The sequence below is a fragment of the Eudoraea sp. genome (assembly GCF_039969275.1).
Taxonomy (GTDB): domain Bacteria; phylum Bacteroidota; class Bacteroidia; order Flavobacteriales; family Flavobacteriaceae; genus Eudoraea.
In genome coordinates this window covers 186,700-200,486 of record NZ_JBDVOC010000017.1, presented here as the reverse complement: position 1 = coordinate 200,486, position 13,787 = coordinate 186,700, and the positions used below count along the sequence as shown (strand labels likewise).

Here is a 13,787-nt window from a genome sequence, read left to right as displayed (position 1 = left end):
GCTGATTAAATTTGTATTCCGTAGTACTTTCAGGAGTTAAACAATTCCTACAGAAGCTGTTATTTGATTTTTTTTGTCCTTCCTTTTTCTCCTGATTATTTGTAAAAAAGGAGTGCAAAAGTACAATTAAAAAGTTGTTTTACAAAGTAGTGTTAGGGAAGGATTAAAATAAGGGTCCAGATTTACGTATTTCTTGCTAAAATCAATGGGTATTTTGTAACTTCGGGATCACAATTAGTAACAATTAAAATATACAAATATGAGTGTTAAAGCAAAATATCAGGCAGTCCTCAATTTAGGTGAACAATTAGGAATAAAGGATGGTAATGTGGCTGAAGCAGAAGGCGTTTTAAAGATTAAAGGAGAAGCCAATACCCAATATGAAAAAGATCTAATTTGGGATAAAATAAAAGAAATTGGTGGTGAACACCCCGCAGATATAAAGGCAAATATTTCCGTAGGTGACAGCTCTGTTTATCATCGCCATGTTGTAATAAGTGGAGAATCTCTAAGTAAAATAGCAAAGCACTATTATGGGGACCCAATGAAATATAAACAGATATTTAGTGCGAATACAAATATTCTGAGTAACCCGGATATAATTCATCCAGATCAGGTATTGATAATCCCTAACGTTTAGTTAACTAATTTATATAAAAAAAAAGAACGCTTTTTAAGCGTTCTTTTTTTGTTTTTCAATAACCTGGAGGGCGTAATAATGGATTCGTTCAAACTGTTCCATTAAGCCCATATCGCTATTATCAAAAACAATAGCATCCTCAGCTTTCAACAAAGGTGAGGCCGCCCTATTTGAATCTATATAATCTCGCTCACGAACATTTTTAAGCACCTCTTCGTAAGTTACCTTTTCTCCTTTTGAAATCAATTCCTTATAACGCCTAGATGCCCTTATATCGGGAGAAGCCGTCATAAATATTTTAAATTCTGCGTCTGGAAAAACTACGGTTCCAATATCCCTGCCATCCATGACTATCCCTTTTTTCGTTCCCATTTTTCTTTGCATGCTTACCAATTTTGCTCTTACCTCGGGGATTACCGAAATTTTGCTCACCTGTTTAGAAACTCGCATACTTCTGATTTCCTGCTCTACATTTTTGCCGTTGAGAAACATTTCGGAATAGCCTAATTCCTTGTTTAATTGAAATTTTAGTTTCGCTTTTGGAAGGAGTTCGACAAGTTTATTATGGTCAATATTTTCGTTGTCAATACATTTATTTTCTAAAGCAAATAGGGTAATTGCCCTGTACATAGCGCCCGTATCTACATAAAGATAATTTAAAGCGCTCGCCAGTTCTTTGGCAATAGTACTTTTTCCTGTTGACGAATAACCGTCAATTGCAATAGTAATCTTTCCCATATGTTAAAAGTAGAGAGAAATGAATAAAAGCCAAATTAAAAAGCCCTCTTTACTTAATTCTAAGTATGAAAGGGCAATTTAGTATCATGAATATCGGCTATAATTTCTTGGCGTTTTTTACTTTCTGGTCAGTAATGGCCTCATCTATTACCTCGCTCATATCCGTTACATAATGAAAGGTTAGCCCTTTTAAGTATTCCTCTTTTATTTCGAGGATATCTTTTCTATTCTCCTCTGATAGTATAATCTCCTTTATCCTGGCTCTTTTAGCTGCAAGTATTTTTTCTTTTATACCACCTACAGGTAAAACTTTACCTCTTAAGGTTATCTCACCTGTCATAGCCAGGCTTTTTTTGACCTTTTTCTGAGCAAATAAAGAAACTAGTGATGTAAGCATGGTAATGCCGGCACTTGGACCATCTTTGGGTGTTGCTCCTTCCGGTACGTGAATATGAACATTATACTTTTCAAAAACCTCAGGATTTATACCAAAACTTTCCGCATTAGATTTTATATACTCCATTGCAATGGTAGCAGATTCCTTCATTACTTTGCCTAAGTTCCCTGTTATATTGAGCGTACCTTTTCCTTTAGACAAAATAGATTCTATAAAAAGAATATCACCACCAACACTGGTCCAGGCCAATCCGGTAACAACTCCGGCTATATCATTATTTTCGTATTTATCGCGTTCCATCCTGGCAGGACCCAATACTTTTTCAACATCATCATTGCTAATCTTCACGTTATATAACTCCTCAATAGCAATTGATTTAGCTGCATATCGGACCATTTTCGCTATTTGCTTTTCCAGACCACGAACACCAGATTCGCGGGTGTATCCCTCAACAATTTTTTCCAGCTGACGTTTCCCAATTTTTAAATCTTTGGACGAGAGTCCATGTTCTTTAAGTTGTTTGGGTAGCAAATGTCGTTTGGCAATTTCCACTTTTTCTTCAATGGTATACCCGGTAACATTTATTATCTCCATTCTATCGCGCAAGGCAGGCTGAATTGTAGATAGATTATTAGCTGTAGCAATAAACATGACTTTAGAAAGATCATATCCAAGTTCCAGGAAATTATCGTGGAAATCACTGTTTTGCTCAGGATCTAAAACCTCTAACATAGCAGAAGATGGATCACCCTGATGACTAGCCCCTAATTTATCTATTTCATCTAAAATGAAGACCGGGTTTGAAGTCCCCGCTTTTTTAACACTTTGTAAAATCCTGCCGGGCATAGCTCCTATATAAGTTTTACGATGACCTCTAATTTCTGCTTCATCTCGCAAACCACCTAAAGACATACGCACATATTCCCTGCCTAATGCTTCGGCCACCGATTTACCCAGGGAAGTCTTTCCAACCCCAGGAGGTCCATAAAGACAGAGAATTGGAGATTTCATATCATTTCGGAGTTTAAGAACCGCTAAATATTCAATTATTCTTTGCTTAACGTCTTCAAGTCCATAATGGTCCCTGTCTAAAATTTTCTGAGCCCTCTTAAGATCAAATTTATCCTTGGAATACTCATTCCATGGCAAATCGAGAAATAAATCCAGATAATTCCTCTGTATAGAATACTCCGCCACTTGCGGATTCATGCGTTGCATTTTAGCCAATTCCTTTTCAAAATGTTCAGCCACCTTTAGTTCCCATTTTTTGTTCTTGGATTTGGCCTGCATTTCATCAATTTCCTCATCATAAGAAACACCACCAAGTTCTTCCTGAATAGTTTTCATTTGCTGATGTAAAAAATACTCGCGCTGCTGCTGGTCCATATCACTGCGTACCCTGGATTGAATATCTTTCTGAAGTTTCAATTTCTGCAGTTCCACATTCATATATTTTAATGTGGCAAGTGCCCTGTCTTGCAGATTAGGAATCTCTAATAAGTCTTGCTTATCTTTTACATCAAGATTAAGATTGGAAGAAACAAAGTTTATCAGGAAAGAATTACTTTCTATATTCTTTATAGCAAAGGAAGCTTCACTTGGGATGTTAGGATTATTTTTTATGATTTTTAAAGCCAGTTCCTTTATCGAATCAATTATAGCCAGAAATTCCTGATCACCAGGTGTGGGTCTTACTTCATCCGCTTCGCGAATTGTAGCTGTCATATAAGGATTCTCCGTGAGGACCTCCGCTATTTCAAATCTTTTTTTACCCTGTATAATTACTGTCGTATTACCATCAGGCATTTTTAATACCCGTAAAATCCTGGCTACAGTCCCTAAAACATTAATATCCTTAATCCCCGGGTTTTCAGTCTCCTCATCTTTTTGAGAAACAACACCTATAACCTTCGATCCTTTATTAGCATCTTTAATCAAATTTATTGAGGTATCCCTTCCGGCCGTAATAGGAATTACTACACCAGGAAACAATACGGTATTTCGAAGAGGTAAAATAGGTAAAACCTCTGGTAAGCTTTCATTATTCATTTCCTCTTCATCCTCAGGAGTTAATAATGGTATTAATTCAGAATCTTCATCAATTCCTTGTAACGTCATATTGTCAAATTTTGAATAATTGGAATATCCCATAGCATTTTATTCGGTCATTCTGTCATTAGAGGACAGATTCACTATTATTATGTTCCACGCATATTTTACTAAACCATACGTATTTAGCCCAAAAAGGTCCGTGAATACACCCTTTTCTACTTCTTTAAGACAATTCTTGTGCCAACAAATGGATATTTTTCCAAAAAAAGTGTAACATTCCTTAAATTAATAAATCTTTTATATAAAGCATTTACTTTTTGAGCCAAAATAAAGTACATACTGAAGCCTTGTTACAATTGTGTCTGGAAGGCAATCAAAGTGCACAATTGGAAATTTACAACCGCTATTACAAAGCCATGTTTAACACGGCATATAGGATAGTAAAAGACAGTGCGGAAGCTGAAGATGTCATGCAGGAATCGTTTTTGAATGCGTTTACGAAACTGCATACGTTTAAAGGGGATGTTACTTTTGGTGCGTGGTTAAAGCGCATAGTTATTAACAAAAGTATCTACCATTACAGAAAACAGCAGAAAAAGAAAGAGGTAGGATTAGATGAAATATTGTACAAGGTCGAAGATAATGATGGCGTTGCCGAGGATCATGGGAGTACAGAACGAATGGCTCAAAAAGTGCTGGAAACCATGAAACAATTGAAAGACAATTACAGAATTTCTTTGACCTTACATCTAATTGAAGGGTATGATTACGAAGAGGTTAGTTCAATAATGGATATAAGTTATGCGAATTGCAGGACTACAATATCAAGAGCGAAGGAAAGTTTAAGAAAAAAAATGATAAATGCTTAATTATGAAAGAAGATCGAATAGAGGAAATGTTTAAAACCCTGGAAGGCTCTTTTGATACAAAAGAACCAGAGGCAGGTCATGAACAAAGATTCCTGAAGAAATTGAGCAATGAAAATGGTGTAGTAAGACTAATCCCTAAAAAGAATAGTTGGTGGAGACCATTATCAATAGCAGCTTCTATAATGTTGCTTTTCGCAGTTGGGGCTTCACTTTATACTAATCAACCATCCATTGATGAACAGCTGGCTGAAATTTCTCCGGAAGTTTCACAAACTCAGTTTTACTTTGCAAGCCTTATTGAAGAGCAAGTAAAGGAGCTGGAGAACGAAAGCACACCTGAAACTAAAAAATTAGTGGATGACGCTATGGTACAATTAAATAAACTGGAAATAAACTATAAGAAACTTGAACAAGATCTACTTAATGGAGGAAATAGTAAACTAATACTTAGTGCTATGATTACAAATTTCTCAACCCGAATAGATTTACTGCAAGAAGTTATGGACCAAATAGAAAATATTAAAACCTTTAAAAATTACGATGATGAAAACATTACTATTTAAATATACATTAATTGCACTTCTGGCAGTTCCGGTTATGACCCTCGCCAACAATGGGGACTTAAAAGGCAAATATTCCAAGGAGAAAACCATTAAGAAGGAATATGATGTTAATTCAGATGCCTTGCTAAAAGTTAGTAATAGTTATGGAAATCTTACTTTGACTTCCTGGAACGAGAATAGAGTGGTAATAGAAGTTCATATTAAAACCAGCGGCAATAACGAGTCTAAAGTACAGGAAAAGCTTGATAAAATTACGGTGGATTTTGAAGCCAGCAGCGATATGGTTTCTGCAAAAACTATTTTCAATAAAAATAAAGGAAGCTGGGGTTGGAATTGGGGGAAAAGCAACAATGTGAACATGCAAATAAACTATACTATTAAACTCCCTGTGAAAAACAATGTCCATCTAAATAATGACTATGGAAATATTATGCTGGACCGTATTGATGGTCATGCCAAAATTAGTTGTGATTACGGCAGGTTAGAAATAGGAGAACTACGTGGCAGGAATAATGAATTAAAATTCGATTACACATCCAAATCAACTATTGAATATGTAAATAGTGCTAAGATCTCTGCCGATTATTCAGGGTTTACCATACAAAAAGCTGGAAATTTATCCGTCAGTGCCGATTATACAAATGCGGCAATCGGACAAATGGAAAATTTAGAATACACCAGTGATTATGGTAAATTGGAAGTAGATGAAGCAAACAATGTACAGGGAAATGGCGACTACATAAACGTTAAGTTGGGTACTATTCACGGGAATGTAGACATTAATGCTGATTACGGTTCTGTGGGCATAGCTAATATGGCTCAGGATGCTGGAAATGTTTCAATTCGAACAGAATATACGGGCATCAAAATAGGTTATGATCCTATGTATAATTTTAATTTTGAAATTACGACCGAATATGCCGGTGTTAGCGGGAAAGATGATTTTGATATCAGTATTAGCAAAGAGAAATCAGATGAGCTTTATTACAAAGGATTTTACGGTAACTCAGCTAGCGAAAATATGATCTCCATTACGAGTGATTATGGAAGCATTACTTTCTCTAAAAATTAAACGAAACACTCAATATTAAGCACTAATAACTTAAATATTTTATCATGAAGAAAATAATAACTCTTGGAATAGCCATATGCACTTTTGCCGTCACAAATGCGCAGAAAATAAAAGGAAACGGCAATGTAGTAACCATTGAAAGATCTACTGACGATTACGATGTGATTGCCGTGTCTGGATGGTTTGATGTTATCCTGGTTGATGGGGAAGAGGGAAAAATAAGTATTGAAGGGGACGAAAATTTGCTTGAACATATTAAAACTGAGGTGAAGGAGGGTAAATTGGTAATCAAAGTAAAAAAAGGTAGAAACCTTCAACCTTCTTCATGGAAAAATAATGGCGGTATTTACATTACGGTTCCTGTAGAGAGCGTTAATGAAGTTTCCCTCTCAGGATCGGGTGATATAGTTGGTAAAAAAACAATTTCCACTTCAGACTTTAGCACGAGAATGTCGGGCTCCGGGGATATAACTCTGGATGTGGAGTCCAAAACGGTTAGTGCGTCAATGTCTGGTTCCGGAGATATCAATTTAAGTGGTACTACCGAATTGTTTGATATTCAAATTTCGGGCTCCGGTGATATAAAGGCTTATGACCTTATAGCCGATACAGTAGATGCAAGTATTTCAGGATCTGCCGACATTAAAGTAACGGCTAATAAAATGCTGAAAGCAAGGGTATCTGGCTCCGGAGATATTCATTATCGTGGAGATGCAACAAAAATAGATAGTAAAGTTTCGGGATCCGGAGATATTACCAAGGGATAGAACTACATCAAAAAACGAACAACAATCATACCCTGGCGGAAACGTCAGGGTTTTTTATTTACCCTGGTCAGTAAAAACAATCCGCATAGGAAAAAAAGTCCCAGGAATATGGTTGCATTTCTCATGCTTCCTGTAAACTGAGCAATAAACCCGTATAAAAAAGTACCAATTACAATCCCAAGTTTTTCTGCAACATCATAAAAACTAAAAAAAGAAGCCGTATCTCTTGTTTCCGGGATAAACTTGGAATAGGTAGATCTCGACAATGCCTGTATACCGCCCATGACTATTCCCACACAACCAGCTGCAATATAGAAATCTGTTGGAGTAATTAAGAAATAAGCATATATACAGATAAATACCCATAAAACATTTATCACCATAAGCGTTTTTATATTTCCAAATCTTTTTGACGCCTTTGCGGTCATAGTTGCACCAAATATTGCTACTAACTGAATCAACAGGATACTTACAATTAAGCCTGTGGTACGTTCACTATCTGAACCCCAGTTAATCTCCTGCTCTCCAAAATAAGTGGCAATCAACATTACAGTCTGTACAGCCATACTATATACAAAAAAGGCTACGAGATATCGTTTTAGCTTTACCTCATCCCCTAATTGATACCATACTCCTTTTAACTCCTTAAATCCATTGAAAATAATATTTTTACGTACCCCTGTTCGCTTAATCCCTTTAGGCAGGTAGTAGAAGGTATATTGACTGAATAAAATCCACCAAATACCTACTGTTACAAACGAATATTTCATAGCTTTAATCTCCGCTACCTCAGAAGCATCGCTCTCTATCCCAAAAATATCCGGTTTCATTACCATGGCAAGGTTTAATAGAAGTAAAATAACGCTTCCTATATAACCCATGGAGAATCCTTTGGCGCTTATACTATCCTGTTGTTCAGGGAAGGCAATATCAGGGAGGTAGGAATTATTAATTGCAAAACTCACCCAGAAGCCTACAAGGCCAAAAAAGTAGCAAACAAGGCCGAAATAAATATTTTCCAATGAAAACCAATAGAGCCCAATACAGGAAATTCCTCCCAGGTAACAAAAAAATTTCATAAAGATTTTCTTATTACCCAAATAATCTGCAATACCTGATATGAGTGGTGTGATTAAAGCAATGAATAAGAAAGCTGCAGAAGTGAGATAACTTATCAATGGAGCTCTGGAAATTTCACCTCCAAACACTGATACTTTCTCAATTTCTGCAACTCGGAAGAGGGCGCCATAAAAAATTGGAAAGATGGCAGAAGCAATTACCAGGCTATATACGGAATTAGCCCAATCATAAAATGCCCAGGCATTTAATAGTTTCTTACTTCCTTTTATTGCAAAAGTTCTGGCCATTTATAAAATAAGCTGCCCTACACGAGCAGCTTCGAATATACAACTATTAGGGGAATCACTAATTTAAATTAGCCTATTGAAATGAAGTTACACCAAACTTCTGTGCTTCCTGTTTAGCCAAAGGAGCCCATTGGGTTAAATTAGCAATCCTGGTGTCATTAGAAGGATGGGTACTTAGAAATTCCGGTGGTGCATTACCTCCTGCATTGGCCTTCATACGTTTCCACAGTTCAGCAGCCTCAACCGGATTATAGCCTGCAATGGCCATAATCTGAAGTCCTATTCTATCTGCCTCTGATTCATGACTACGGCTAAAAGGCAGCATAAGCCCTACCGTAGAACCAATACCATAAGCCTGGTTAAACAAATTTCTAGATTTTTGGTCCTGAATCGCAATATTTCCTGCCACAGCTCCAAGTTGTTGCAAGGTGCCCGCGCTCATGCGCTGTGCCCCATGATCTGCTAATGCATGTGCCACTTCATGACCCATAACCACGGCAACTCCCGTTTCTCCCTGGCAAATAGGCAGAATACCGGTATAAAAAACAATCTTGCCCCCAGGCATACACCAGGCATTAATAAGAGTATCTTTTACCAAATTGTATTCCCAACGGTAATCTTTTAAGTAACCTGGATATCCATTCGCAGATAACCATCTTTCAGCAGCAGAAGAAATTCGCTGCCCTACCCTTGTAATCATCTTTGCCTCCGTATTGCTTTCTATGACATCATTTTGACCAATAAATTCATCGTATTGGGCGAAGGCCATTGGGAAAATCTGACTGTTGGGATAGAAATTCAATACTTTTTGCCCTGTAAATGGATTTACTTTACAAGAGGCAATCCCCAGAAGTAATATGGATACCAGTAAAAACTTTTTAGCGCTCATTTTATTGATTATCTAGGTTCAAAATACAAAATATTTATTTCCCTATTATGTGCAATACTGTAAATTCTTTTGTTACATGTATTGTATTATTGCCATTTGGCTGTAATTTTTTAATTGGAACTATTTCATTATCTATCTCTATCTCTTTAATCTTAAATGGTAAATCAATCAGATTAATTTTAAATGAGTTGTAAGAAGTAATAAAAGCGCCATTTTTAAACTGCTGGATTATCAATTCATTTTTCTTACCATTCAATTTAAAATTCCTTAAACTATAATTTCCTTTGGTGTAATCATAGCCATCCTGTTCATCCTCATAAACTGAGGACTTTTCAATACCATACTTGAAGTAGACATCGAGGATTAATTCTTCTATAGCTTTTTCACCTACATACTGCTGGACAGGGTATTTGGGAATTATTGCTCCTTCTTTTATAAAAATTGGAATTTTATCAAAATCAGCGGCAACCCATTTCTCCATTCCTCCATCTACAACCTCACCAGTCCAAAAGTTATGCCATTTTCCTTTAGGAATATACATTCTTCTTCCCAACGCGTTGGGTTCCTGTATTGGACAGACCAATATTTGATCCCCAAATATAAACTCATCAGTTCTAAAATGCGTTTGCAAATCTTCCTGATCATAATACACCAAGGGTTTAAGCATAGGTATGTTTTCCCTAGAATATTTCCAAAACATGGTATACAAATAAGGTAGCAGCTGGTATCTTAATTCAATAAACTTCCTGACTATATTAGTAACTTCCTTATCAAATGACCAGGGTTCCTGATCGCCGTGGTCTCCGCTTGAATGCACTCGGAAAAAGGGATGAAAGACACCCAATTGTATCCATCTCGCAAAAAGTTCTCCGTTGGGTTGTTCCGCAAATCCTCCTATGTCTGAACCAACAAAGGACATACCACTCATACACATTCTTTGCACCTGTACATTGGCAATCCACAAGTGTTCCCAGGTAGCAACATTATCACCGGTCCAGGTAGAGCTAAAACGTTGTGCCCCTGCATATGCCGCCCTTGTTATAACAAAAGGACGTTTGGGGTAAACGTATTTTTTTACGCCTTCATAAGTCGCCCTAACCATTTGAGTGCCATAAATATTATGAGCCTTTCTATGACTACAGCGATGACCATCAAAATCGTGTCTGGTATCTAAAGGAGCCGTTTTAGATGGAACTTCCATAATAGCAGGTTCATTCATATCATTCCATACGGCATGGACCCCCGTTTCTGCCATCAGTTCTTTATAGAGACCCGCCCACCATTTTCTAACCTTTGGGTTGGTAAAATCAGGAAAGCTACATTCTCCCGGCCAAACTTTACCGCGCATTATAGGGCCATCTCCCCTTTTACAGAAATAATCATTCTTCATGGCTTCCTGATAAACCCAATAATCCTTATCTACCTTTATTCCAGGATCTATCATGACCACTGTTTTAAAGCCGTCTTCGTATAAATCCTGTATCATGGCCTTAGGGTCAGGAAATTTTTTCTTATCCCAGGTAAAACATCGAAATCCATCCATATAGTCTATATCGAGGTAGATAGCATCACAGGGAATTTTAAGGGATCTGAATTTTGCAGCAATTTTCTTAACATTGCTCTCCGGAAAATAACTCCATTTAGATTGATGAAAGCCCAATGCCCAAAGCGGGGGAATTTCCGGTGTACCGGTTAAATCTGTATATGCCCTTACCACTTTTGACATCTCAGGGCCATAAAAAAAGTAGTAATTCATTTCTCCACCGTCTGCCCAAAAACTGGTTATATTTCTTCTTTCATGAGCAAAATCGAAATGAGTTTCAAAGGTATTGTCAAAAAATATCCCATAGGCAATATTATTGTGAAGTCCGACATAAAAGGGAATTGCTTTATACAACGGATCCTGATCTTTTGCATATGCATATGAATCTGTAACCCAATTTCTAACCCTTTTGCCTTTAAGGTTAGAGTGTGTGGCTTTATCCCCCATTCCATAAAAGCTTTCAGCAGATTGAGTGATTTTGCTCATCTTTACCGAATTACCCCCAAATTCATAATTCTCCTCCCAATGAAAACCAAGTTCATCCTCATTTATGATATTCCCTTCTAAATCTGAAATCTGGGTTCGCATTGTTTTTTTATCAATCAGAACGGTGATCTTAGAAGTAAAAATTAAATATTCTGTTTTGGTTTCTTTGGATTCAAGCTTGTTATAACCCCTACTGGCATCAGGACTTATTGCATATGAAAAATCTGGTTGAAAAACTTCCTCCGTAGCATATCTGAATCGTATAGCACTATTACGTAGTACCGTTATCTCCAGAACAACACCATTCTCTGAAGTAAAATAAAATTTATCGGAATCGCGCTTAAACTCTGCAATCCTGTTAGGGTATAAATTGCCTTTGTATTCTAATTCTGTATTCGTAATCATAAAGGGTGATTTTAGAAACCCACAAAAAAAAGACTTTAACTTTTAAAAGAAAAACGATATTACAACCAATTATGAACTACAACGTTATAGTTGGCCATATTTATTGGAAAACAACCATCCCAAGTGGTGGAATTGTAATTTCAATTGAAGTTTTATGACCATGCCATGGGGTTTTGGAAACTTTTATGCCAGTATTTTTACTTCCGCTTCCACCATATTTTTTCGCATCACTATTAAAAACCTCCTTTAAAGTTCCCTTTTTTGGAATTCCTATTCGATATCCTTCTCTTGTGACCGGAGTGAAATTACAGGCTACAATTAGGTCATTTTTAGGTTCGTGACCGCGACGGATATAAGTAAGTACAGAATTCTCAGAATCTCCATAATCAATCCACTGAAATCCTTCAGGGCTGAATTGTTTTTCATAAAGGGCAGGTGATGAACGATAAAGTTTGTTGAGGTCCTTTACCAACTCCTGAATCCCGGAGTGAAAATCATATTGTAACAAATGCCAATCGAGGCTTTGCTGAAAATTCCATTCGGAAGACTGTCCAAACTCTGCACCCATAAATATGAGGTTAGCACCGGGGTGAGTAAACATATATCCATAAAGCAATCGTAAATTAGCGAATCTTTGCCATTCATCTCCCGGCATTTTATATAATAGAGACTGCTTTCCATATACTACCTCATCATGGGAAAAAGGCAACATGAAGTTTTCGGTAAAGGCATAGGTCATGCTAAATGTAAGGTCATTTTGGTGGTGCATTCTGTAAATAGGTTCTTTTTTAAAGTATTCCAGGGTATCGTGCATCCATCCCATCATCCACTTCATTCCAAATCCCAGACCTCCTATGCTTACTGGCTTTGAGACCATAGAAAAGGAAGTTGATTCCTCGGCGATGGTTTGAATCCCTTTAAAACTACTATACACCTCTTGATTGAGTTCGCGAATAAACGATATAGCTTCAAGATTCTCGTTATTGCCATAAATATTTGGCTCCCACTCACCTTCTTCACGAGAATAATCCAAATATAACATTGATGCAACCGCGTCAACTCGAAGACCATCTGCATGATACTGATCCAACCAAAAGTTTGCATTGCTTATCAGAAATGCACGAACTTCGTTTCTTCCATAATTAAATATCAAACTTTTCCAATCCGGATGGTACCCTTTTCTTTTGTCGGGATTCTCATATAGGCAGGAGCCGTCAAAAAATCCTAAACCATGGGCATCTTCAGGAAAATGAGAAGGCACCCAATCGAGGATGACCCCTATATCATTTTGATGAAGTTTATCAACCAGAAGTTTAAAATCTTCAGGTTTACCAAATCTGGATGTTGGCGCAAAATAGCCCGTAAGCTGATAACCCCATGAAGGATCATAAGGATATTCCATAATCGGCATGAATTCTACATGCGTAAAATTCATTTCCTTTAGGTATTTAACCAGGTCTTCGGCCAGATCCACATAAGACATAAAATCATTCTCCTTAGTACGTTTCCAGGATCCAAGATGAATTTCATATACTGAATACGGTTTGTCTAAACCATTTTTGTTCTCACGCGTATCCATCCATTTCTTATCCTTCCATTTATAAGTATTATCCCATACTACAGAGGCTGTATTAGGGGGATGTTGACAATATCTTGCAAAAGGATCTGCCTTCTCAGTTTTAATATCGTTATTATGTGAATGTATTTTATATTTATACAAAGCACCTTGCTCTACTCCCGGAATAAACCCTTCCCAAATACCACTTTCATCCCATCTTACATTAAGCTGATGCTCTCCTTCTACCCAGTAATTAAAATCGCCTATTACGGAGACCGATTTGGCTGTAGGTGCCCAAACAGCAAAATACGTTCCCTTCTTACCCTTGTATTTCATGGGGTGTGAACCCAAATGATTATAGAGCCGATAATGCTTGCCTGATTTAAAAAGATTGATATCAAAATCCGATAATAAGCTATAGGGAATTACATTGCCCATATT

The 13,787-nt window shown here is 37.0% G+C and carries 11 protein-coding genes; 5 read left to right on the top strand and 6 right to left on the bottom strand.

What is annotated here, in order from left to right; genetic code table 11:
• The first annotated feature begins 259 nt into the window (after window positions 1–259).
• Window positions 260–640, top strand: a complete 381-nt coding sequence (locus tag ABJH90_RS16485; protein WP_348140048.1) for a LysM peptidoglycan-binding domain-containing protein — start codon at window positions 260–262, stop codon at window positions 638–640.
• 33 nt (window positions 641–673) lie between these two features.
• Here ABJH90_RS16485 and cmk read toward each other — a convergent pair whose 3' ends face one another.
• A complete protein-coding gene (cmk, locus tag ABJH90_RS16480) occupies window positions 674–1,378 on the bottom strand; it encodes a (d)CMP kinase (RefSeq protein WP_348140046.1) in 705 nt (234 codons plus the stop codon).
• A gap of 97 nt (window positions 1,379–1,475) precedes the next feature.
• Window positions 1,476–3,926 carry an endopeptidase La gene (gene lon / locus ABJH90_RS16475; protein ID WP_348140044.1) on the bottom strand — a complete coding sequence of 817 codons (2,451 nt, stop codon included), beginning with the start codon at window positions 3,924–3,926 and terminating at the stop codon, window positions 1,476–1,478.
• Window positions 3,927–4,144: 218 nt separating this feature from the next.
• Here lon and ABJH90_RS16470 point away from each other — a divergent pair, with 218 nt between their 5' ends.
• The 4 genes from ABJH90_RS16470 to ABJH90_RS16455 are packed head-to-tail and all read left to right on the top strand — an operon-like array spanning window position 4,145 to window position 7,098.
• Window positions 4,145–4,696, top strand: a complete 552-nt coding sequence (locus ABJH90_RS16470; protein WP_348140042.1) for an RNA polymerase sigma factor — start codon at window positions 4,145–4,147, stop codon at window positions 4,694–4,696.
• Between the two features lie 2 nt (window positions 4,697–4,698).
• Window positions 4,699–5,259 (top strand): hypothetical protein, encoded by a 561-nt coding sequence (locus tag ABJH90_RS16465; RefSeq protein ID WP_348140040.1) that lies wholly within the window; start codon window positions 4,699–4,701, stop codon window positions 5,257–5,259.
• A complete protein-coding gene (locus tag ABJH90_RS16460; RefSeq protein WP_348140038.1) occupies window positions 5,240–6,331 on the top strand; it encodes a hypothetical protein in 1,092 nt (363 codons plus the stop codon). The genes ABJH90_RS16465 and ABJH90_RS16460 overlap by 20 nt, the downstream gene beginning before the upstream one ends.
• A gap of 44 nt (window positions 6,332–6,375) precedes the next feature.
• Complete coding sequence (locus tag ABJH90_RS16455; RefSeq protein ID WP_348140036.1) at window positions 6,376–7,098, top strand: head GIN domain-containing protein; 723 nt, start codon at window positions 6,376–6,378, stop codon at window positions 7,096–7,098.
• A 44-nt stretch (window positions 7,099–7,142) separates the two neighbouring features.
• Here the strand turns inward: ABJH90_RS16455 and ABJH90_RS16450 are convergent, their stop codons facing one another.
• The 4 genes from ABJH90_RS16450 to glgB all read right to left on the bottom strand — a co-directional run bounded on the left by ABJH90_RS16450 (window position 7,143) and on the right by glgB (window position 13,784).
• Complete coding sequence (locus ABJH90_RS16450) at window positions 7,143–8,465, bottom strand: MFS transporter (protein ID WP_348140035.1); 1,323 nt, start codon at window positions 8,463–8,465, stop codon at window positions 7,143–7,145.
• Window positions 8,466–8,538: 73 nt separating this feature from the next.
• Window positions 8,539–9,354: a M48 family metallopeptidase gene (locus tag ABJH90_RS16445; RefSeq protein WP_348140033.1), complete on the bottom strand. Its 816-nt coding sequence runs from the start codon at window positions 9,352–9,354 to the stop codon at window positions 8,539–8,541.
• 34 nt (window positions 9,355–9,388) lie between these two features.
• Window positions 9,389–11,788 (bottom strand): glycoside hydrolase family 31 protein, encoded by a 2,400-nt coding sequence (locus tag ABJH90_RS16440; protein ID WP_348140032.1) that lies wholly within the window; start codon window positions 11,786–11,788, stop codon window positions 9,389–9,391.
• Window positions 11,789–11,888: 100 nt separating this feature from the next.
• Entirely contained in the window at window positions 11,889–13,784 is a 1,896-nt protein-coding gene (gene glgB / locus ABJH90_RS16435; RefSeq protein WP_348140030.1) for a 1,4-alpha-glucan branching protein GlgB, read from the bottom strand.
• Between the last annotated feature and the right edge of the window lie 3 nt (window positions 13,785–13,787).

Bases quoted from the DNA above. Each gene is read 5' to 3' on its own strand.
- ABJH90_RS16485 (WP_348140048.1), top strand. From the start codon at position 260: ATGAGTGTTAAAGCAAAATATCAGGCAGTCCTCAATTTAGGTGAACAA.
- glgB (WP_348140030.1), bottom strand. From the start codon at position 13,784: ATGGGCAATGTAATTCCCTATAGCTTATTATCGGATTTTGATATCAAT.
- ABJH90_RS16455 (WP_348140036.1), top strand. From the start codon at position 6,376: ATGAAGAAAATAATAACTCTTGGAATAGCCATATGCACTTTTGCCGTC.
- ABJH90_RS16450 (WP_348140035.1), bottom strand. From the start codon at position 8,465: ATGGCCAGAACTTTTGCAATAAAAGGAAGTAAGAAACTATTAAATGCC.
- ABJH90_RS16440 (WP_348140032.1), bottom strand. From the start codon at position 11,788: ATGATTACGAATACAGAATTAGAATACAAAGGCAATTTATACCCTAAC.
- lon (WP_348140044.1), bottom strand. From the start codon at position 3,926: ATGGGATATTCCAATTATTCAAAATTTGACAATATGACGTTACAAGGA.
- ABJH90_RS16465 (WP_348140040.1), top strand. From the start codon at position 4,699: ATGAAAGAAGATCGAATAGAGGAAATGTTTAAAACCCTGGAAGGCTCT.
- ABJH90_RS16445 (WP_348140033.1), bottom strand. From the start codon at position 9,354: ATGAGCGCTAAAAAGTTTTTACTGGTATCCATATTACTTCTGGGGATT.
- cmk (WP_348140046.1), bottom strand. From the start codon at position 1,378: ATGGGAAAGATTACTATTGCAATTGACGGTTATTCGTCAACAGGAAAA.
- ABJH90_RS16460 (WP_348140038.1), top strand. From the start codon at position 5,240: ATGAAAACATTACTATTTAAATATACATTAATTGCACTTCTGGCAGTT.